A 19,463-nucleotide genomic window follows, 5' to 3' on the forward strand; every position below is an offset into this window, starting at 1 on the left:
GTATCAGGTCTCCGTGGCGATGGCGGCACCGCCGTTGGTCTTCTTGGCCCCGCGCCCCGCACCGCGCCCTTCCAGCGCCACCTTGGCGATGATGGTGATGACGGCGAGCAGAGCGAGGATGGAGGCCGACGCAAAGGCGCCGGCCGTCTGGTAATCATGGTAGAGCAGCTCGATATGCAGCGGCAGCGTGTTGGTCTGGCCGCGAATATTACCTGACACGACCGACACCGCGCCAAATTCACCCATGACGCGGGCGTTGCACAGAACGACGCCGTAGAGCAGCGCCCATTTGATATTCGGTAGCGTCACCGAAAAGAAGGTGCGCCAGCCGGATGCGCCAAGCGAGGTGGCCGCCTCCTCCAGATCGCGGCCCTGCGCCTGCATCAATGGGATCAGCTCGCGCGCCACGAAGGGTGCCGTGACGAACATCGACGCGATGACGATGCCGGGTAGTGCAAAGAGTATCTTGATATTATGCGCATCGAGGAACGGCCCAAACAGCCCCTGCAGCCCATAAACGAAGAGATAGGCGACACCGGCGACGATCGGCGAGATGGAGAAGGGTATCTCGATCAGCACCAGCAGGAAGCGCCGGCCGGGAAAATCGAATTTGGTGATCGCCCATGCGGCCGCGACGCCGAAGGCCGTGTTGATCGGCACCGCAATCAGCGCCGTCAGCACCGTCAGCATGATGGCGTGGCGGGTATCGGGGTGGGTGATGGTGGCTGAGTAAACCTTCCAGCCCTGCGAAAAAGCCTCGACACCGATGATGGTCAGAGGAGCGACAACCAGGAACGCGCCGATGACGAGCACAAAAGCAATCAGGCTGCGGCGAACCCAGGGTGCATCACCAACGCGTGGCGGCTTGCGGCGGGAAGAAAACGCGCTCATGTCTCAGCTCCTCACCGTATAACGAAGCGCACGCGCCTGGAGGTAATTGGTCACCGCCAGCATCACGAAGGCCGCGATGAGCAGCACCGAGGCGATGGCGGCGGCGGCCTGATAATCATATTCCTCAAGCCGGATGAAGATCAGCAGTGCGGTGATTTCCGTCGAGAACGGCTGGTTGCCGGCAATAAAGATGATTGCCCCAAACTCGCCGAGGCTGCGTGCGAAGGACAGCGAAAGACCAGCCAGCAGAGCGGGTGTCAAAAGCGGCAGGATGACCTTGCGGAAGATTTCGAGATCGGAACCGCCGAGCGATTGCGCCGCCTCCTCCAATGCCGGATCGAGGTCTTCGAGCACCGGCTGCACGGTGCGCACGATGAAGGGTAGACTGGTAAAGGCCATCGCCACCATGATGCCGAGCGGCGTATAGGCAACCTTGATGCCGAATTGCGCAAGCACCGAGCCGAACCAGCCGTTACCCGCAAACAGCGTCGTCAGCGCAATGCCGGCAACGGCGGTGGGAAGCGCAAAAGGCAGATCGACAATGGCATCGACAAGGCGCCAGCCGGGGAAACGGTAACGCGTCAGCACCCAGGCGAGCGCCAGTCCGAAAACGACGTTGAACAAGGTCGCGGCGAGAGCGCAGAGCACCGTGACGCGATAGCTCGCAACAGCGCGCGGCGAAGAGATAATGGCCCAATATTCGGCTGGCCCGAGGCTCGCCGCCTTGAACACCAGCGCCGAGAGCGGCAGAAGCACGATGATGGCGACGTAAGTGAGGGTAACGCCGAGGGACAATTTAAGCCCCGGCAGAACATTCCGCTTCAAACCCCGCCCCCATTTCATCATAAAGCGACCCGGCAGTTTCCCGCCGGGTCTTTTACCTGTTGCATATCGTCGTGATTAACGGCTGCCGTAGAGCGTATCAAGCGTCGCGCCGGACGCAAAATGCTCTTTCTGGATTTTATTCCAGCCGCCGAAGACGTCATTGACGTTGACGAGGCGAATGGCCGGGAACTTGTCCTTGAACTCGCCGACAACCTTTTCGTTGTGAACGCGATGGCCGAATTCGGCAGCAATGCGCTGGCCCTCTTCGGTGTAGAGGAAATCGAGGTAGCTCTTCGCCAGATCGCGCGAGCCGCGCTTGTCGACCACCTTGTCCACCACAGCGACCGGGAATTCGGCGAGCAGGCTGACGGAAGGCACCACGCCCTCAACCTTGTCGGCGCCATATTGCTTGGCAATGCCGCGGGTCTCAGCTTCGAAGGTGATCAGCACGTCGCCGATTTCACGTTCCACAAAGGTGGTGGTGGCGGCGCGGCCTCCGGTGTCGAAAACAGGGGTGTTGTCGAAGATTTTCTTGACGAATTCCTGAACCTTCTTCTCGTCGCCGTTGAACTTCTCCTTGGCATAGGCCGTGGCGGCGAGATAGGTGTAACGGGCGTTACCCGAGGTCTTCGGATTGGGGAAAACCACCTTCACGTCGTCACGGGCAAGATCGTCCCAGTCTTTGATGTGCTTGGGATTACCGGCACGCACGAGAAAGGACGGGAAAGAATAGAACGGCGAGGCGTCGTTCGCAAAATCCTTCTGCCAGTCGGCGGAAACGAAACCCTGCTTCACCAGAAAATCGACATCCGTTACCTGGTTGAAGGTGACGACATCGGCTTCCAGACCCTCAACGATGGCACGCGCCTGCTTGGAGGTGCCGGCGTGCGACTGATCAACCGTGATACCCGGATGCAGCTTGATGAAAGCCTCGTTCTCGGCTGCGAAAACCTCACGGGCAACATCGTAGGAGGCGTTGAGAATGGTGGTCGGAGACTGCGCCTGCGCCGCACCTGCAAAAAGAGCGGCAATGGCAGTGCCGATGATGAGAAGACGTTTCATGAATACCCCCGGAAAATCGAATGGTCGTCAACATAACGGGGGGCGACAACGCCTGCGAGCAACAGCCGTGCGTTAAGCAGAAGCGTATTAGAAATTTCACCCAAGCAACATCAATTCGAAAGGTGATGATTTCATATATGTCCGCAAGCCGGATTTCTTTTGCGTTGCGCAATCTAAAGGCGGTGCTCGGGAAAGAGATTACCGGAATGTTTGGTAAAATATGGCAGAAGGTCTTCTTCACGCACCTCTTCCAGCTGTGCCGGTCGCCAGCGCGGATTGCGGTCCTTGTCGACCAGGGCCGCACGCACGCCCTCATAAAAATCATGACCCCGCAATATCTCCGTGCCGGCGGCAAATTCCCGTTCGAGGCATTCGATGAGGCTGGCGCTTTCCCGCCCCAGGCGCAGCAGCTTCAGGGTTAGTTTGAGACTGGTAGGGGAGCGTTTTTTGAGAATTTCCAGAGTCTCGCGCGAAAACGTATCGTCACGCTCCGAAAGTGCTGCGAAAATCTCCTCGACCGTGTCGAAACGGAATGCCGCGTCGATGATCTCACGGTGTGCCGACAGGACCCCCTCACCAGCTTCGACGGCATAAGTTCCGATTACCGCCTCGACACCATCAGGATCGAGCGCTTGTGATAGATTCTGCACCAAATCTGTAAGGCGCGCAGAAGGGACGAAATAATCGGCAAAACCGGCATAGATCGCATCGGCAGCAGTGACCGCATTGCCTGTCAGCCCCAGCCAGGTGCCACATTCGCCCGGCGCTCTGGGCAAAAGCCAGGAACCGCCGACGTCAGGGAAATAGCCGATACCGGTTTCCGGCATGGCAAGCTTCGTCCGCTCGGTGACGATGCGGTGGCTGGCATGGGCGGAAATGCCGACGCCGCCACCCATGACGATGCCGTCCATCAACGCGACATAAGGTTTACCAAAGCGGGCAATGTGATAATTCAGCGGAAACTCTTCGCGCCAGAAATCCAGCACCTGCGGATCGCCCGCTTTGCCGAGATCGTGAATGATCCGAACGTCACCCCCCGCACAGAGCCCCCTGTCGCCTTCTCCTGTCAGCACCACGCAGGAAACGTCAGGATCATCCTCGAAACGGTGAAGCGCCTGAAGCATGGCACGAACCATCGGCAGCGTCAGGCTGTTGATGGCTTTCGGACGGTTCAGGTGGATGATACCGGCCCCTACCCGTCTCTCGATGACGACCTGCGTCTCCGCTTCCGTTGCAACTTCCAAGGTCGCCTCCTCCGCTACCGTTCACCAGCCCATCTTGGAGGTCCGGGCGCGATCACGCAACGTTGATCTTGTCCTTCAGGAACGTCTTTCGCTCAAACCGCTTTCACCCGCGTAAAATGCCTGAAATCCGCTTTCGCAATGCAGCATGTTTGCTTGACGCCCGGAAAATCATGGCATGTAATGGAGTTTGAAATGCCGGCATTGATTCCTGTCGAGCGTGTGCCGGACCAAGCGGAATGTCGCCTTGTCAAAGGCGTTGTCAACAGCAACGGGAGACGAGCATGCAGGTTTCGGAACAAGAGTGGATCAGCAAACGGGCCTATACACTTTGGGAAAAGGAAGGCCATCCTCATGGCCGTGACGCGGACCATTGGGAACAGGCAAAGCATGAATTTTCGCTGCTGAAGACGTCGGAGGCGACAAAGCCTGCCCAGCGCAAGAAAGCAGTGCCGAAGACCGCTGCTGCGGAGCCGGAGGCAGAAGCCCCCGCAAAACCCAAGGCCCGTGCACGCAAGGCAGCAACCGCGAAATAAAAGTACTCTCGTGATAATATGAACCGGCAAATGAAAAGCCCGACGAAATCTCGCCGGGCTTTGTCTGTTTATCGCGGATCGCAACCGGGATCACCGACCCGGCAACCGCCCTGAAAGTTTTCCGAGGCGGGCGCGCGGCGTGGATCATCCCACTGGCGGCGCTCCGGACGACGCTGGCCTTCGTCCTGATTCGGCTGGCGATCGCGATTGCGGTCGCGATTTTCTTCCTCGAACCGCGGGCGGTCACCATCTCGACGCGGCCTGTCCTGATTTCCATCGCCCCGGTTTCTGTCACCCTGGTTCCAGTCGCCGTAACGGCGCTCCCAGCGGCCATCATTCGGTCCACCGCCCTGACGCGGATCGCGCCATTCATCCCGGCGGCCATCACGCCATTCGTCGCGCGGACGCGGGCGTTCCCAGTCACCGCGCGGCGGCGGAGGCGCAGCATTCCAGTAACCGCCTGATGGCGGCGGACGACGCCAGCGGTCACGCTCGCGGTAGAAGTCACGGTCACGATAATAACGGTCCCAATAACGACCGGCTTCGAAGGTGATCACGGGAACGCCGAGATCGCGGTAATAACGCGGCTCAACGTAGACCCGGTTCTGCCTGAACGTCGTCTGGATGTAACGACCGGCGACCCAACCACGACCGCTGACGAAAGAGACGTCGCACCACGGCGTATCGGACAGGCAGCCATGAACCGTCAATGGTGCGCCGACCGGGATCACGACCACGGCCGGATAGGCTGTGCTCGGACCGGAGCGCATATTCACATTCGCGGTGGCAAAGCCGCGAGTCGCAGCTTCGGCAAGGGCCGGCGCGGCGAGCATGGCCACCAGCGCAATTGCGCCAAACAGTTTTTTCTTCACTTACTTCTCCTCAAGCAAAAGCCCGCTTTGCCCTTGTCGGCGTCCATCGATTTCGATGGACGAGCATGCGTTCCACATACTGCCATGGCTGGAAAATACGCCGTGTTCCATGAACGCAGCATGAAACAAATCGCAGCCCGTTTCAGTTCCACCTGCGGCAATGAAGCACCCGGGAATTTGCCGACGGAATGTGCCGCCGGTCTTGACTTCGGGGATCAATCATCCGACTTCAATGCAACAGCAATATGGAGCAGAACCATGAGCGAAACCGCACAGACGACCGTCGACCAGAGCGAAGTGGATCGCTTCTCCGCGATGGCTGCGGAATGGTGGAGCCCGACGGGCAAGTTCCGGCCGCTGCACAAATTCAACCCGGTGCGGCTTGAATATATCCGCAACCGCATCTGCGATAATTTCGGCCGCGACCCGAAGGCGCACCGCCCGCTTGAAGGGCTGCGTGTGCTAGATATCGGCTGCGGCGGCGGCCTGCTTTCCGAACCCGTGGCGCGCATGGGCGCGGACGTGGTGGGCGCCGACCCTTCAGAAAAGAATATCGGCATCGCCTCCACCCACGCCCGTGAAAGCGGTGTCAGCGTCGACTACCGCGCCGTGACCGCCGAACAGTTGCTGGAGGCGGGCGAAACCTTCGACGTCGTCCTCAACATGGAAGTTGTCGAGCATGTGGCCAATGTCGATCTCTTCGTCACCACCTGCGCGAAAATGGTGCGTCCCGGCGGGCTGATGTTCGCCGCCACCATCAACCGCACGCTGAAAGCCCGCGCGCTCGCGATCTTCGCCGCCGAAAACGTATTGCGCTGGCTGCCGCGCGGCACCCACCAATATGAGAAGCTGGTTCGCCCGGATGAGCTTGAACGACCGCTGGTGGCCAGCGGCATGGATATCGTCCACCGTACCGGCGTCTTCTACAACGTATTGCAGGACCGCTGGAACCTCTCGCCGGACATGGAAGTCAACTACATGATGCTGGCGAAAAGACCCGCGTGAAGCCAGCGTACCCAACTCTCCGGTCATGAACGACGGATGACGTCACCCTGAGTGGTGGACGTCATCAGAATCGCAAGCAAACTCAATTCACATCATCGGGCAGCACTGGCAACGGTGCAATCTCGATGCCCTCGTCAATCAGGGCCTTCGCGTCCTGGGCAGACGCGTGGCCGATGATGCCGCGTTCGTCGGCCTCGCCATAGTGGATCTTGCGGGCTTCTTCAGGAAATTTATCGCCGACATCTTCCGCATTCGCGCGGATATTTGCGACCGCCTCGCGGATTTTTGCGATAGCCTCTTTTCTGGCCGTGTCCATGGCGAGCGACTGGCGTTCGTCTTTTTTGCGGGCGGTGGAGACCGAAGGCGCCATCAGAAGTTTGGAAACCTGCGGGGAATTGCACATCGGGCAGGACAGGAAGCCGCGCTGCAACTGATTGTCGAAATCGTCGCTCCCGGAAAACCAGCCTTCGAACTCATGGCCCTTTTCACAGGCCAGCGCATAACGGATCACGCCGCCTCACCTCCAGCAGGAATAACCGTGTCCAGTCCGAACTCGCGGGCATTGCGCAGATTGGGGATTTTCCCGCGCGCGGCAGCCACGAGAGACGTGTCGATCTCTGCGAAAATGATCTCTTCCCCGGCGCCACCGGCCATTGCCAGCACCTTGCCCCAGGGATCGATGATGATGGAATGGCCGAACGTGACCCGCCCGTCCTCATGCAGGCCGGCCTGTGCGGCGGCAATGACGAAAGCGCCGTTTTCAATGGCGCGGGCACGCAGCAGAATTTCCCAGTGGGCTTCCCCTGTCTGGCGAGTAAAGGCGGCCGGAACCGTCAGAACCTCGGCGCCGGCGAGTGCCTCCGCCCGGAAAAGCTGCGGGAAGCGCACATCGTAGCAGATCGCAAAGCCGAATTTCCCCAGCGGCAGTTCGGCAACGCGAGCGACAGCGCCGGGTTCGTAAGCCGCACTTTCGCGCCAGCTTTCGCCATTGTCGAGATCGACATCGAACATATGGATCTTGTCATAGCTGCAGATACGCGAACCGTCAGGCGCAAACAGAAAACCGCGATTGGCAATCTTGCCATCCGGGCGGGCAATCGCTGTCGAGCCGACATGGACATGGATGCCGAGTTCGCGTGCCAGCCGCGCGGCGGTCGCAACGATGATATCGCCATCGTCGTCACGCAGCTGGGCGCGAAGCGCCTGCCTGTCCTTCTGGAGAGCGCCGGTCATTTCCGGCGTCTGAACATAGACAGCGCCCGCAGCCGCAGCAACACGTACCAGGCGCTCCATATCGGCGGCGTTTTTCACCGTATCGACACCCGAGCGCATCTGAATGGCGGCAGCCTTGAAAATCATCACGTCCTCCGTATCGAAAATCGAGCCGATTAAGCGGCCAGCATAACGTCGAGTTTGCCAGCACGCTCCAGTGCATGCAGATCGTCGCAACCGCCGATATGCTGGCCGTTGATGAAGATTTGCGGGAAGGTCGTTCCGCCGGATTTCTCGATCATTTCCTGCCGGTATTCCGGCGTCGTCGTCGCGTTATATTCGGCGTAATCGACGCCCTTGCTGTCCAGCAACGCCTTGGCGCGCGCGCAATAACCACAAAAATCCCGTGTATAGATCGTTACCGGTGCCATGTATTTCGAAGCCTCGCAAACGTGTGCTGAAACGCACGATATCCTCGTTTCATTCAGGCTTCATATAGGGCCGGAAATGGCCATTGCAAAGGTCAAAACGGTCACATCCGTGGCACCCGCCTTCCGCAAGACGCGACTTGCCGCGCCCACCGTTGCACCAGTGGTATAAACATCATCCACCAGCACCACTCGCTTGCCATAAACATCGGTTTTTCGGCCGGGCGCTATTGCAAAAGCACCCCGCACATTGTCCTGCCGGGCAAGCGCGGAAAGCCCCACCTGCCGCTCGGTCGGCTTCACGCGCAACAGCGTGCCGGCAAACAGCGGTTTGCCGGTGGCCTTGGCCAGATGCCGTGCGAGCTCAGCGGACTGGTTGAAACGGCGACGCCAGAAGCGGTGGCGATGCAGCGGAACCGGCACGATACAGTCGCAGCTATCAACCGTTCCGTCGCTTGCCCGCAGCATCCACAGCGCCATGAAACGCACAAGATCGGTCCGGTCCTGATATTTCAGCCGGTGTACGAGTTTACGCGCGGTTCCCTCATGGCTGGCAACAGCACGCAGACGGTCGAAAGGCGGTGGGTCGGCGATGGCTTGTGCGCTTACAACACCCGCGCCGTGATCCCGGGCGAAGGGAATGCCCAGAACCTCACAAAAAGGTCGATCGATAAAGGCCACATCCCGCCAGCAATCCGCACACAGGGCACCCTCGCCGCCGGTCATGCGGGAACACCCTGCGCAAGTGGGCGGATAGACCATGCGGAAGGCCGAGTGCAACACGCTGCGTGCCGCCACCGACACCGTCGCGGACCTCGACAGCAATCCCGAAAACAGATCTTCACCAGCGCCCATGAGGTTGACTTTAGCGCCGAACGGGTGCCTTTGCGAGAGAGATATGTTTCGGCCTCTGACCGGAAAAACAATGCCCGAAGCGGCATGACAGCAACGATGCGGCCCGCCAATCCCAAAGGCGCTACAGGCCGAGCAGGCACGACGATGGATATTCTCTTTGACCAGGCCCTGATCGAACAAAATCGCCGCCGGGCGTGGAACCGGCGTGACGACAAGGCCCTGTTTCTTCTCGACATGGCCGCCGACGAGTTTGCCGACAGGCTCGCCATCGTCGAGCGCCGTTTCGAGACCGCAATCGAACTGCACGGCGGGACGGGCATCACCGCCCGGCGCTTGACCGAGACGGGCAAGGTGGATGCTATCCGTCGTATCGAGACGGATACCTCCTTTGCGACGGATGGGAATCTGCCGCAGGTGGCCTCCATGGAGCATCTGCCGCTCGAAGAAGCCTCCGCCAATCTCATTGTTTCCCCGCTTGCCCTCCACCTCACCAACGACACCCCCGGTGCGTTGATCCAGATAAGGCGGGCGTTAAAGCCGGACGGACTGTTTCTCGGAGCCATTCCCGGCAGCGGCACATTGCAGGAACTGCGCGATGTGCTGTTGACTGCAGAAGCCGAGTTGACCGGCGGCGCCAGCCCGCGCGTCATTCCCTTTGCCGATGTGCGCGATGTTGGCGCACTGTTGCAGCGTGCCGGTTTTGCGCTTCCCGTCACCGACGCGGAAACTTATACGGTGCGTTACGACTCGATTTTTCCGCTGATGCGCGATCTGCGCGCCATGGGCATGGCCAATCCGCTGGCAAGCCGCAGCAGAAAACCGCTCAACCGCGCTTTTTTCCTGCGGGCAGCGGAGCTTTACGCCGAACGTTATTCCGATCCGGACGGGCGGATCAGAGCCACGTTTTCCATCATCTATGTCTCAGGCTGGGCACCGCACGAGAGCCAGCAGAAACCGCTGAAACCTGGTTCCGCCAAAATGCGCCTTGCCGATGCCTTGAAGACGACCGAAGTCAAGCTTTCCTGATAGGCGTAGCGCAGGCCTCAGATGTTGGCAAAAGTATCGGCGAGGAACTGGAATACAGCATTGATGGTGCTGCCGATGGTGGTTCCGCCACCGATGATGGCGGCGGAAATAACGCCGACGATCAGGCCGTATTCGACTGCGGTCGCGCCGTTTTCGTCTTTAAAGAAACGAATAAAACAATGCAGCACGGGATATTCTCCATCCGCCATCCGGTGCTTACGCTAACCGGCATTATATATTGCTAAAATCGAATTTATACTATGCCACGGGCATGAGTAATCCGTTACCGATGATGGTAAACGATCAGCAACCGCTCTCGCTGCTATAGCCCGTCACGACACAGGGCATCTCGGGCATCGGCTGGGTTATGCTGCGGCGGATGGAATACGTCTTGCCAGCATCGGTCTTCTTGATGGAGCCGGTGCTTATCATGTCGTAATTGTCGGAGAACTGCGCGACGCGCGTTGATGATTTTCCGGCAAGCATGGGGGTGACGATCAAGGAAAGAGCAATCACAGCCGTCCCGAAAAGCAGCGCGACATTAAGAACGCCGGTGCGACGGGATTTATTGGAGTAAGACTGACGACCTTCCACCGTCTTCCAGAAATCCTCGTTCATAGCCAACCTCATACGCGCAGTTTACCGCTTCTTTAGCTTAACAATCTGCCAGAGGGTGCTGAACGATCTGTTAACACAGCCTCGTTTTGGCACGGTAAAGCGGAGTTACGGGATGTTTTCAACAGGCTGCGCGAGGGGATCGAACCCGCCAGGAAGTTCGCTTTAAAGCAAATCCTGAAGGAAGGGGATGAGCGGCTCGTCGGCCGGCGGCATCGGATAATCACGCAGAGCCTGCGGCTTTACCCATTTAATTGCCTGTCCTTCGCGCCCATGGGCCATGCCTTCATAACGACGGCACACGTAAAGCGGCATCAGCAGGTGAAAAGTCTCGTAGGTATGGCTGGCGAACGTCAGCGGCGCGAGGCAGGCTATCTTGGTCTTGATACCCAACTCCTCGTCCAACTCGCGGACGAGGGTCTCCTCCGGTGTTTCGCCTTGTTCCACCTTGCCGCCTGGAAATTCCCACAGGCCGGCAAGCGACTTGCCCTCAGGTCGTTGCGCCAGAAGAATACGGCCGTCCTGATCGAGAAGGGCGCAGGCGGCAACCAGCAGGATTTTTTTGCCGGCTTCGCTCATTCTTCACCAGCCTTGCGCCAGTAGCGATAGGAATAGGCCTCGGTGAAGCCGAATTTTTCATAAAGTGCAATCGCGGGCGCATTTGTGGAGACGACCTGCAACCAGGCGCTTTTGGCGCCGCTGATGCGGGCCCAGCGCAGTGCTGACGCCAGCAGCTGCGTGCCGAGGCCCTTTTTCCGCTGCGACTTCTCGACATCGAGGGAAAGAATGCCGGCAAGATCGTTATCCTGCACGCAGATAACGGTGGCAAGTGCGCTGCCCCCTGCTTCTTCGTTGATGAACAGGCCAAGGGTCGGCTTGATCGAACTGAGGATTTCAGCGATCGCCGGGCGCAGGGTCGGGTCGCCATCGCTGACCTTGATGCTCGCCTCGACAAAACGGCCAATATCGTGGCTCGGCAGGCTGACCAGCGTTTCCGGCAGTTCCATGCCAGCGAGATCGGCCGTCATGACCTTGACCTCCTCAACCATGGACCAGCCGTCCTTTACCAGAAAATCCTTGAGCTGCGGCGGCATCAGCGTCGTTTCGCGCACCACCAGCGGACGGCCGAAATCCTCGAAGCGCTTGCGCGCCTTTTCCAGCCGCACCGCGCAGTTTCCATAATCGGAAGGATCGAGCGGCACCACGCAATTGATGCGTTTTGATGGATGCGACCCCGTCAGGCGGATTTGCCAGCTACCGTCATAAATCACCGACGAGGCCGGCCAAGCCCGAAAGCTGACTGCTTCCAGACGGCGAACCAGCGGCAGATTGACGATTTTATTGTCCTGCATTCTCTTCGGCTCCAACGGTCAGCTCCGGTAGTCGCCGTTGATCGCAACATATTCCTTGGTCAGGTCGCACGTCCATACGGTGGCCTTGCCCTCACCGAGACCGATGTCAACCTTCACCGGAATGTCTTCCAGCCGCATCACGGCGGTGGTCTCCGCTTCCGAATAATCCGGATCGCGTTCGCCATTGACGGCAACGCGCACGCCGCCGAACCAGATGGCAAGGCGATCACGGTCGGCCATTTCACCGGATTTGCCCACAGCCATCACGACGCGACCCCAATTAGCATCTTCGCCGGCAACCGCAGTCTTCACCAGCGGTGAATTGGCAATCGAAAGGGCGATCTTCTTGGCAGCGACATCGTTTTCCGCGCCGGTAACGGTGACTTCGACCATCTTGCGTGCGCCTTCGCCATCGCGAACCACCTGCAGGGCCAGATCTTTCAGGAGATCGTTCAAGGCGGCGCGGAAGGAGGAAAGCCGCTCGTCATCGGCGCGCGTCACCTTGACCTGACCGTCCTCAGCCGCCGCACCTGTCGCAAACAACATCAGCGTATCGGAGGTGGAGGTGTCGCTGTCAACAGTCACGGAATTGAAGGTCGAGCCGACACCGGCGGAAAGCAGTGATTGCAGCGCGGCCGGATCAATATCTGCATCCGTCACCACGAAGGAAAGCATCGTCGCCATATCGGGAGCGATCATGCCGGCACCCTTGGCGATACCGTTGATGGTGACCACGACACCGCCGATTTCGGCCGTGCGGGTCGCGACCTTGGGATAAGTGTCGGTCGTCATGATTGCCTTGGCGGCTTCCTGCCAGAAATCGGCTTCAGCCATGCCCTGCATGTCGCCCAGAACCCCGGCGAACTTGGTGGCATCGAGCGGTTCGCCGATTACGCCGGTCGATGCCAGAAACACTTCATTTTCAGAGCAGCCGACTGCAGCGGCTGCGGATTTCGCCGTCAATTCGGTCGCGGCCTTGCCTTTGACGCCGGTAAAGGCGTTTGCGTTACCGGAATTGACCACCACGGCGCGCGCCACGCCACCGCCGAGATTGGCGCGGCAGAAATCAACGGGGGCCGAGGGGCATTTCGATTTTGTGAAAACGCCGGCCACGCTTGCCGGCTTGTCGAACACCATCAACAGAACGTCGGTCCGGTTCTTGTACTTGATGCCGGCGGCAGCCGTCGCCATGCGAACACCACGCAGCGCGGGCATGTCGGGATAGGATTTCGGAGCGAGCGGGGAAACGGCAACGGACATGGGAAAGCGCCTGAGATTCTGGAAACGGGGAAGGTTTGAAAGTGCCTGAGATGAAGCGGGGCGGCCTGTGGCCGCCCCGTAACATGGTTTTATTACTGCTGCGGCTGTGCCTGCTGTTCCTTCGTGGCTTCGTCGTAGCCCTTCTTCAGCGTCTCATCCATGATTTCGATCTTCTGGTCAGCCTTTGCCTTCTCGATGAGGGCAACGTACTTGTCACGCATGACAAGCTGACGAACCTGCGGCTCGACCTGCTCGAAAGCCGGCGGCGGTGCGATGCGCTTGTCTTCCAGCTTGATGACGTGGAAGCCGAACTGCGTCTTGACAGGCGTCTTGGTGTAGGCGCCCTTTTCGAGACCGAAAGCGGCCTCTTCGAATTCCGGAACCATGCGGCCCTTGCCGAACCAGCCGAGATCGCCGCCATCATCCTTGTTGGAGTCGGTCGACTTTTCCTTGGCAAGTGCTGCGAAATCCTTGCCCGCATCAAGCTGCTTGATGACGTCCTTGGCTTCGTCTTCGCTTGCAACCAGAATATGGGCTGCCTTGATTTCTTCTTCCTTCGGCAAGGCTGCTACTTCCTTGTCGTAGCGCGCCTTCACCTCTTCATTGGTGACAGCGTCAACCACATGCTTGCGGAAATAGGCGTTGTGCAGCTCACGGTCCTGAATGAACTCCATGCGCTTCTTGAAGTCTTCGGTCTTTTCCAGACCTTCGGCGCTGGCATTCTTCACGAGAAGCTTGACGTCGATCGCGCCGGAAAGGGCTGCGACCTTCTTCTGCTCGTCGGGAAGCTGTGCGAGCTGCGGATCGAGATTGCCCATGGCAAGGTCGAGTTCGGACTGGTGGATTTCCAGATCGCCAACCTTGGCGACAACCTTGTCTTCCTGTGCAAAGGCAGGAAACTGGAGGCCGAGCGTGGCCACAATCACCGCAGCCGCAATTTTATTATAGCGCAACATTTTGAACCTTTCGGGGACAATGCCGGCTCCAGACATGGTTTCCGGCTCTGAAAAAACTTCCAAACACCGGATTGTGGCCATTCTGTAACGGGCAGAACCGTTGACATCATTTGCCCCCCCTCTTATCTGTCACGCAACCTCGCGTCCAGATACGTTGAAGGGCGAAGTCCGTCATTTGTTGCCGAAATCGGCGTGATGGAAAAAACCGCCTGCGAAAACGGAATTTCAGAAAGGGCCAGTAAGATGGTCAGCCTCGGCGGAATAGCCCGCAAATTGTTCGGTTCGGCAAATGAACGCCGCGTCCGCTCCTATAAAAGCAAGATCGCAGCCATCAATGCGCTGGAGGAAGCCACCAAGGCTCTTTCCGACGACGCGCTGGCGGCAAAGACGGCGGAGTTCCGCCAGCAGCTTGCGGACGGCAAATCGCTGGACGATCTGCTGATCCCGGCTTTTGCCGTCGCCCGCGAGGCGTCGCGCCGTGTTCTGCACATGCGACCCTTTGATGTGCAGCTGACCGGTGCCATGATCCTGCACCAGGGCGCCATCGCCGAAATGAAGACCGGTGAAGGCAAGACGCTGGTGGCGACCCTTGCGGTCTACCTCAATGCGCTGGCCGGCAAGGGCGTGCATGTCGTTACCGTCAACGACTACCTCGCCCAGCGCGACGCGGCCACGATGAGCAAGCTCTACCGTTTCCTCGGTCTGACGACCGGTGTGATCGTGCACGGGCTTGATGACGACCAGCGCCGCGAGGCCTATGGCTGCGACATCACCTACGCCACGAATAACGAGCTTGGCTTCGATTATCTGCGCGACAACATGAAATATGATCGCGCCCAGATGGTGCAGCGCGGCCACAACTACGCAATCGTCGACGAAGTGGACAGCATTCTGGTCGATGAGGCGCGCACGCCGCTTATCATCTCCGGCCCGCTGGACGACCGCTCCGATCTCTATAACACCATCGACACCTTCATTCCGCTTCTGTCGCCGGAAGATTACGAAATCGATGAGAAGCAGCGTTCGGCCAACTTCTCCGAAGACGGCACCGAGAAGCTCGAAAACCTGCTGCGGCAGGCGGGCCTGCTCAAGGGCGAATCGCTTTACGACATCGAAAACGTCGCCATAGTTCACCACATCAACAATGCGCTGAAGGCCCACAAGCTCTTCACCCGCGACAAGGACTACATCGTCCGCAACGACGAGATCGTCATCATCGACGAATTCACCGGCCGCATGATGCCGGGCCGCCGTTATTCCGAAGGCCAGCACCAGGCGCTGGAAGCCAAGGAAAAGGTGCAGATCCAGCCGGAAAACCAGACGCTGTCTTCCGTCACCTTCCAGAACTACTTCCGCATGTATGCAAAGCTTGCCGGCATGACCGGTACGGCGTCGACGGAAGCGGAAGAGTTCGGCAACATCTACGGTCTCGACGTCATCGAGGTGCCGACCAACCTGCCGATCCAGCGTATCGACGAGGACGACGAGGTTTATCGTACCGGCGAAGAGAAGTTCCTTGCCATCATCGCCGAGATCAAGGCGGCGCATGATCGTGGTCAGCCGGTTCTCGTCGGCACGACCTCCATCGAGAAATCCGAGCTTCTGGCCCACATGCTGCGCCAGTCCGGCTTTACCGATTTCCAGGTTCTGAACGCCCGTTACCACGAGCAGGAGGCCTATATCGTTTCGCAGGCCGGTGTTCCCGGTGCGGTCACCATCGCCACCAACATGGCCGGTCGTGGTACGGACATCCAGCTCGGCGGCAACGTCGAGATGCGTCTGGAGCGCGAGCTGGAAGGCATGGAGCCGGGTCCGGAGCGTGATGCGAAGGAAGCGGCCATCCGCGCCGAGATCAAGGTTCTCAAGGAAAAGGCGCTTGCCGCCGGCGGTCTCTACGTCATCGCGACCGAGCGCCACGAAAGCCGCCGTATCGACAACCAGCTGCGTGGCCGTTCCGGCCGTCAGGGCGACCCCGGCCGCTCCAAGTTCTATCTGTCGCTTCAGGACGACCTGATGCGCATCTTCGGTTCCGAGCGCATGGACAGCATGCTGCAGAAGCTCGGCCTGAAGGACGGCGAGGCCATCGTCCATCCGTGGATCAACAAGGCGCTGGAACGTGCCCAGAAGAAGGTCGAAGCCCGTAACTTCGAGACCCGCAAGAACCTGCTGAAATATGACGACGTGCTGAACGATCAGCGCAAGGTCATCTTCGAGCAGCGCCTTGAGCTGATGGAATCCGACAATATCGGTGAAACCGCAGCCGACATGCGCCACGAAGTGATCGAAGCGCTCGTCACCAAGCATATTCCTGAAAATGCCTATGCCGAACAGTGGGATATCGCCGGTCTCAAGGCCGGTATCGCCCAGTTCCTGAACCTCGACCTGCCGGTGGAGGAATGGGCGAAGGAAGAAGGCATCGCCGAGGACGACATTCTTCAGCGCGTTACCGAGGCCGCGGACAAATACGCCGCTGAACGTGCGGAACGTTTCGGCCCGGAGATCATGACCTATGTCGAGCGCTCGGTCGTGCTTCAGACAATCGACCATCTGTGGCGCGAACACATCGTCAACCTCGATCACCTTCGTTCCGTCGTCGGTTTCCGCGGTTACGCCCAGCGCGATCCATTGCAGGAATACAAGGCGGAAGCCTTCGAGCTGTTCCAGTCGCTGCTTACCAACCTGCGTGAAGCCGTCACCGCCCAGCTGATGCGCGTGGAACTGGTGCAGCAGGAACCGCAGCAGCCGGAGCTGCCGGAAATGACCGCGCATCACCTCGACCCCGTCACCGGGGAAGACGAGATGGCGCAGGGCGTGCCGGTCGCTTTCGTACCGGCCGAGGAGCGCGACCCGAACAACCCCGCCACCTGGGGCCGTATCGGCCGCAACGAAATGTGCCCCTGCGGCTCGGGCAAGAAGTACAAGCACTGCCACGGCGTTTACGAACAGGCGTAAAAGGCCAGGGCTTTATGCCAGCAATCGATCGCCCGTAACCTGCGTTACGGGCGATTTTGTTTGGGCAGGATCATTGCTGCTGGTCGGGGTGTTGACTGGTATCGGCACTTTCCCTATGGGAGCCGGATCATCTTGCGGAAACTGCTTTCATGGCCCCTCGCGATCTTGCCGCCTATATTTTTCTCGCGATTACGTGGGGCGTGTCTTTCCTGCTGCTTCTACATGTCGTCGCAGCCTTCGGCTGGATTGGCGCAGTCACGCTTCGCTCGCTCATAACCGCTGTAGCACTCTTTCTCATTGCGCGTGCGGCACGCCGGAAGCTGGCATTCTCCGCAAGCTGGCGCGCTTTCGCAATCGTCGGCGCAACGACGGTCGCCGGGCAACTGATCGGCCTGTCCTACGCGACGCCTCAGATCGGCACTGCGATGGCAGCCATATTGGTGGCGACCATCCCGCTTTTTTCAATGCTGATCTCGCAGATTTGGGGTCTGGAACGCCTGACGCGGCAGGGTATTGCCGGTCTCGTCATCGGCTTTGCCGGCATCGTCCTGCTCGTTGGTTTTCCCGCTGTTCCTGTCACATCCGGCTTTGTCATTGGCTGTGCTGCCGCTGTCGCCGCCTGCATCTGTGCCGCCTATGGCAGCAATTTTGCGAGCCTACACCTCAAGGGGGTTGGATCCTGGGAAATAACCATCGGTTCCTTCCTGACAGGCGGCCTGATGACCTTGCCGCTTCTTTTCGCTGTGCCCTTGCCCGGAACGCCCGATCTCGTCGATTACGGTTATCTTCTGATACAGGCGGTCGTCATGAGCGGCCTGACCTACATCACCTATTTCAAGCTGGTCTCCTCGATCGGCGCAACGAAGGCGATCAGCGTGGAATTTGCCGTCACCGTCGTGGCGGTGCTTGTTGGCGCCCTGGTGCTCGACGAACCCCTGTCGCTTCCCCAGCTGTTCGGTGCCGGTATCATCATTCTGGGCTGCGCACTGGTGCTTGACCTCATGCCCAAGAAAAAGGCCCCGCCCACCCCGTCGGGTGCATGAAGGGTTTATTAGCGTTTTCCACCAATAGTCGTGTTGATCGTTACGGATCAGGCGGGATCGCGTTCGTCACGCGAGGGGAAAATGCAACCGGGCAAATCAGACTATGAGCATTATTGGGACCCGTTGCGGGCACTCCTCATGCTGCTCGGCATACCCTATCACGCCTCCCTGCTCTACAGCTATGCTTTGCCCTGGGACATCAAGGATTTCGAGACCAGCCCAGTCCTGACCGCGCTTGGGGCAGCGCTCGTCACCTTCCGCATGCCTTCGTTTTTTCTGGTGGCCGGCTATTTTTCCACCATGGTCATCGGCAGGAAGGGCAAGATGCCATGGCTCAGACAGCGCTTCCTTCGCCTTGGCGTCCCTTTCATCGTGGCCGTGCTCCTGCTTGGGCCATCGCAGCTTTTCCTGCTGAAACTGGCAGGTATCGCCAAAGGTGATATTCCCGCCGACCGGCTGCTCGCGAACCTGCCGGATTTGCTGTTTCCGGGTGAGCAATGGATCATGCATCTATGGTTCCTACCCGCCCTTATCGCGTATTCGGGTCTGCTTGCCGGCCTGCTATTTCTGGCGGGGCGCCCGCCCCTCGCCTATGCAAGAGACTGGTTCGGCAGGATGCGGGGTCAATATCCAGCCGCGTTTTTCGCAGCGCTCTGCGCCTTCCCTGTTTTATGGGAGCTGACGGTTTACGGTTCGGGCCTGCTTGCTGGCAAAAATGGGAACAGCCTTCTCGTTCTCTATGAACGGGCCTCCGACCCTTACGCGCGTTACGTACCGTTCTTCCTTATCGGGGCTTTGCTTCATCGCGACCGGGCTCTTTTTCACCGCTTCCGCCAGACGGGCATCCTCACGGGCGTCATCGCGTTTGCCGGGATCGCGACAGCGGTTACGCTGCGGTTGGAATATCCTTTTTCGAACTCGGCCCTGCTGATACTCGTCTCCACAATCGCCGCCGTGGCGGCAAGCCGCCTGCTGATCGATATCGCCTGCCGCTTTTTCGACCGGCCAAGCCGGCTTGCCAGGAGAATGACCGACGCTTCCTTCACCATCTACCTGGTTCACCACCCGCTGATTTATGCCTTCGGCACCCTCTTCATCCTGATCTCGCTGCCGCCGATCCTGGAATTCGCCATCATCGTCGTCGCCACCACGATAACGGCCTATCTGCTGCATCAGGCGATACGCCGTAGTCCGCTTGCCCTTTTTCTCTTCAACGGGATCCGCAAACCGAGGCAGGTGGCCAATATCGGCACACAGGTGCCTGTCTCCCAAACCCTTCGTTAATGATAAGGTGCTTATAATCCAGTTGCCTACTCAACTGGAAATGATGGC

General features: G+C 59.2%; 22 protein-coding genes. 6 read left to right on the top strand and 16 right to left on the bottom strand.

What is annotated here, in order from left to right:
* Positions 1 to 3 precede the first annotated feature (3 nt).
* The 4 genes from cysW to ACQZ45_RS12455 form a co-directional block, all read right to left on the bottom strand.
* A complete protein-coding gene (gene cysW / locus ACQZ45_RS12440; RefSeq protein ID WP_065687834.1) occupies positions 4 to 891 on the bottom strand; it encodes a sulfate ABC transporter permease subunit CysW in 888 nt (295 codons plus the stop codon).
* Positions 892 to 894: 3 nt separating this feature from the next.
* The gene (gene cysT / locus ACQZ45_RS12445; RefSeq protein ID WP_013761717.1) at positions 895 to 1,737 is read right to left on the bottom strand and encodes a sulfate ABC transporter permease subunit CysT; all 843 of its coding nucleotides are present in this window, start codon (positions 1,735 to 1,737) and stop codon (positions 895 to 897) included.
* A 54-nt stretch (positions 1,738 to 1,791) separates the two neighbouring features.
* Positions 1,792 to 2,778: a thiosulfate ABC transporter substrate-binding protein CysP gene (cysP, locus tag ACQZ45_RS12450; protein WP_065659633.1), complete on the bottom strand. Its 987-nt coding sequence runs from the start codon at positions 2,776 to 2,778 to the stop codon at positions 1,792 to 1,794.
* Between the two features lie 173 nt (positions 2,779 to 2,951).
* Entirely contained in the window at positions 2,952 to 4,022 is a 1,071-nt protein-coding gene (locus ACQZ45_RS12455) for an enoyl-CoA hydratase/isomerase family protein (protein WP_065687835.1), read from the bottom strand.
* 281 nt (positions 4,023 to 4,303) lie between these two features.
* On the opposite strand from ACQZ45_RS12455, the gene ACQZ45_RS12460 reads away from it, so the two are divergent.
* Positions 4,304 to 4,555, top strand: coding sequence for a DUF2934 domain-containing protein (locus ACQZ45_RS12460; RefSeq protein WP_065687836.1), 252 nt, complete (start codon positions 4,304 to 4,306; stop codon positions 4,553 to 4,555).
* A 68-nt stretch (positions 4,556 to 4,623) separates the two neighbouring features.
* On the opposite strand, the gene ACQZ45_RS12465 is transcribed toward ACQZ45_RS12460, so the two are convergent.
* A complete protein-coding gene (locus ACQZ45_RS12465; RefSeq protein WP_003511225.1) occupies positions 4,624 to 5,427 on the bottom strand; it encodes an SH3 domain-containing protein in 804 nt (267 codons plus the stop codon).
* Positions 5,428 to 5,646: a hypothetical protein gene (locus ACQZ45_RS12470; RefSeq protein ID WP_139104343.1), complete on the bottom strand. Its 219-nt coding sequence runs from the start codon at positions 5,644 to 5,646 to the stop codon at positions 5,428 to 5,430. It lies immediately after the preceding gene.
* A 39-nt stretch (positions 5,647 to 5,685) separates the two neighbouring features.
* On the opposite strand from ACQZ45_RS12470, the gene ubiG reads away from it, so the two are divergent.
* Positions 5,686 to 6,432, top strand: coding sequence for a bifunctional 2-polyprenyl-6-hydroxyphenol methylase/3-demethylubiquinol 3-O-methyltransferase UbiG (gene ubiG / locus ACQZ45_RS12475; protein ID WP_026330704.1), 747 nt, complete (start codon positions 5,686 to 5,688; stop codon positions 6,430 to 6,432).
* Positions 6,433 to 6,514: 82 nt separating this feature from the next.
* On the opposite strand, the gene ACQZ45_RS12480 is transcribed toward ubiG, so the two are convergent.
* From ACQZ45_RS12480 to ACQZ45_RS12495, 4 genes are read right to left on the bottom strand one after another with little or no spacing between them, the layout of a single operon-like run.
* Positions 6,515 to 6,943, bottom strand: coding sequence for a DUF1178 family protein (locus ACQZ45_RS12480; protein ID WP_003511227.1), 429 nt, complete (start codon positions 6,941 to 6,943; stop codon positions 6,515 to 6,517).
* Positions 6,940 to 7,791, bottom strand: coding sequence for a carbon-nitrogen hydrolase family protein (locus tag ACQZ45_RS12485; RefSeq protein ID WP_003511228.1), 852 nt, complete (start codon positions 7,789 to 7,791; stop codon positions 6,940 to 6,942). The genes ACQZ45_RS12480 and ACQZ45_RS12485 overlap by 4 nt, the downstream gene beginning before the upstream one ends.
* A gap of 29 nt (positions 7,792 to 7,820) precedes the next feature.
* Positions 7,821 to 8,075 (bottom strand): glutaredoxin 3, encoded by a 255-nt coding sequence (grxC, locus tag ACQZ45_RS12490; RefSeq protein WP_003511229.1) that lies wholly within the window; start codon positions 8,073 to 8,075, stop codon positions 7,821 to 7,823.
* Positions 8,076 to 8,135: 60 nt separating this feature from the next.
* The gene (locus ACQZ45_RS12495) at positions 8,136 to 8,927 is read right to left on the bottom strand and encodes a ComF family protein (RefSeq protein WP_065662512.1); all 792 of its coding nucleotides are present in this window, start codon (positions 8,925 to 8,927) and stop codon (positions 8,136 to 8,138) included.
* 144 nt (positions 8,928 to 9,071) lie between these two features.
* On the opposite strand from ACQZ45_RS12495, the gene ACQZ45_RS12500 reads away from it, so the two are divergent.
* Positions 9,072 to 9,953 carry a methyltransferase domain-containing protein gene (locus tag ACQZ45_RS12500; RefSeq protein ID WP_003511231.1) on the top strand — a complete coding sequence of 294 codons (882 nt, stop codon included), beginning with the start codon at positions 9,072 to 9,074 and terminating at the stop codon, positions 9,951 to 9,953.
* A 17-nt stretch (positions 9,954 to 9,970) separates the two neighbouring features.
* Here the strand turns inward: ACQZ45_RS12500 and ACQZ45_RS12505 are convergent, their stop codons facing one another.
* From ACQZ45_RS12505 to ACQZ45_RS12530, 6 genes are all read right to left on the bottom strand, one after another.
* Entirely contained in the window at positions 9,971 to 10,162 is a 192-nt protein-coding gene (locus ACQZ45_RS12505) for a Flp family type IVb pilin (RefSeq protein ID WP_026330706.1), read from the bottom strand.
* A 94-nt stretch (positions 10,163 to 10,256) separates the two neighbouring features.
* Positions 10,257 to 10,571, bottom strand: coding sequence for a hypothetical protein (locus tag ACQZ45_RS12510; protein ID WP_003511234.1), 315 nt, complete (start codon positions 10,569 to 10,571; stop codon positions 10,257 to 10,259).
* Positions 10,572 to 10,733: 162 nt separating this feature from the next.
* On the bottom strand, positions 10,734 to 11,147 hold the full coding sequence (mutT, locus tag ACQZ45_RS12515; RefSeq protein WP_003511235.1) for an 8-oxo-dGTP diphosphatase MutT: 414 nt from the start codon (positions 11,145 to 11,147) through the stop codon (positions 10,734 to 10,736).
* On the bottom strand, positions 11,144 to 11,920 hold the full coding sequence (locus ACQZ45_RS12520) for a GNAT family N-acetyltransferase (protein WP_013761724.1): 777 nt from the start codon (positions 11,918 to 11,920) through the stop codon (positions 11,144 to 11,146). Before ACQZ45_RS12520 ends, mutT begins: the two co-directional genes overlap by 4 nt.
* An 18-nt stretch (positions 11,921 to 11,938) precedes the next feature.
* Entirely contained in the window at positions 11,939 to 13,180 is a 1,242-nt protein-coding gene (argJ, locus tag ACQZ45_RS12525) for a bifunctional glutamate N-acetyltransferase/amino-acid acetyltransferase ArgJ (RefSeq protein WP_065687837.1), read from the bottom strand.
* Between the two features lie 92 nt (positions 13,181 to 13,272).
* Entirely contained in the window at positions 13,273 to 14,136 is an 864-nt protein-coding gene (locus tag ACQZ45_RS12530; protein WP_013761725.1) for a peptidylprolyl isomerase, read from the bottom strand.
* A 243-nt stretch (positions 14,137 to 14,379) separates the two neighbouring features.
* Between ACQZ45_RS12530 and secA the strand changes: the two genes are divergently transcribed.
* The 3 genes from secA to ACQZ45_RS12545 all read left to right on the top strand — a co-directional run bounded on the left by secA (position 14,380) and on the right by ACQZ45_RS12545 (position 19,415).
* Positions 14,380 to 17,088 (top strand): preprotein translocase subunit SecA, encoded by a 2,709-nt coding sequence (secA, locus tag ACQZ45_RS12535; RefSeq protein ID WP_065688010.1) that lies wholly within the window; start codon positions 14,380 to 14,382, stop codon positions 17,086 to 17,088.
* A gap of 149 nt (positions 17,089 to 17,237) precedes the next feature.
* Positions 17,238 to 18,131, top strand: a complete 894-nt coding sequence (locus ACQZ45_RS12540; protein WP_013761727.1) for a DMT family transporter — start codon at positions 17,238 to 17,240, stop codon at positions 18,129 to 18,131.
* Positions 18,132 to 18,212: 81 nt separating this feature from the next.
* A complete protein-coding gene (locus ACQZ45_RS12545) occupies positions 18,213 to 19,415 on the top strand; it encodes an acyltransferase family protein (RefSeq protein ID WP_081308484.1) in 1,203 nt (400 codons plus the stop codon).
* The last annotated feature ends 48 nt before the right edge of the window (positions 19,416 to 19,463 follow it).

The organism is Agrobacterium sp. 16-2014-1-2a (genome assembly GCF_053522705.1).

Coding starts and splice junctions, on each gene's coding strand:
- cysW (WP_065687834.1), bottom strand. CDS start 891: ATGAGCGCGTTTTCTTCCCGCCGCAAGCCGCCACGCGTTGGTGATGCA.
- cysT (WP_013761717.1), bottom strand. CDS start 1,737: ATGATGAAATGGGGGCGGGGTTTGAAGCGGAATGTTCTGCCGGGGCTT.
- cysP (WP_065659633.1), bottom strand. CDS start 2,778: ATGAAACGTCTTCTCATCATCGGCACTGCCATTGCCGCTCTTTTTGCA.
- ACQZ45_RS12460 (WP_065687836.1), top strand. CDS start 4,304: ATGCAGGTTTCGGAACAAGAGTGGATCAGCAAACGGGCCTATACACTT.
- ubiG (WP_026330704.1), top strand. CDS start 5,686: ATGAGCGAAACCGCACAGACGACCGTCGACCAGAGCGAAGTGGATCGC.
- ACQZ45_RS12485 (WP_003511228.1), bottom strand. CDS start 7,791: ATGATTTTCAAGGCTGCCGCCATTCAGATGCGCTCGGGTGTCGATACG.
- grxC (WP_003511229.1), bottom strand. CDS start 8,075: ATGGCACCGGTAACGATCTATACACGGGATTTTTGTGGTTATTGCGCG.
- ACQZ45_RS12495 (WP_065662512.1), bottom strand. CDS start 8,927: ATGGGCGCTGGTGAAGATCTGTTTTCGGGATTGCTGTCGAGGTCCGCG.
- ACQZ45_RS12500 (WP_003511231.1), top strand. CDS start 9,072: ATGGATATTCTCTTTGACCAGGCCCTGATCGAACAAAATCGCCGCCGG.
- ACQZ45_RS12505 (WP_026330706.1), bottom strand. CDS start 10,162: ATGGCGGATGGAGAATATCCCGTGCTGCATTGTTTTATTCGTTTCTTT.
- ACQZ45_RS12510 (WP_003511234.1), bottom strand. CDS start 10,571: ATGAACGAGGATTTCTGGAAGACGGTGGAAGGTCGTCAGTCTTACTCC.
- mutT (WP_003511235.1), bottom strand. CDS start 11,147: ATGAGCGAAGCCGGCAAAAAAATCCTGCTGGTTGCCGCCTGCGCCCTT.
- ACQZ45_RS12520 (WP_013761724.1), bottom strand. CDS start 11,920: ATGCAGGACAATAAAATCGTCAATCTGCCGCTGGTTCGCCGTCTGGAA.
- argJ (WP_065687837.1), bottom strand. CDS start 13,180: ATGTCCGTTGCCGTTTCCCCGCTCGCTCCGAAATCCTATCCCGACATG.
- ACQZ45_RS12530 (WP_013761725.1), bottom strand. CDS start 14,136: ATGTTGCGCTATAATAAAATTGCGGCTGCGGTGATTGTGGCCACGCTC.
- secA (WP_065688010.1), top strand. CDS start 14,380: ATGGTCAGCCTCGGCGGAATAGCCCGCAAATTGTTCGGTTCGGCAAAT.
- ACQZ45_RS12540 (WP_013761727.1), top strand. CDS start 17,238: ATGGCCCCTCGCGATCTTGCCGCCTATATTTTTCTCGCGATTACGTGG.
- ACQZ45_RS12545 (WP_081308484.1), top strand. CDS start 18,213: ATGCAACCGGGCAAATCAGACTATGAGCATTATTGGGACCCGTTGCGG.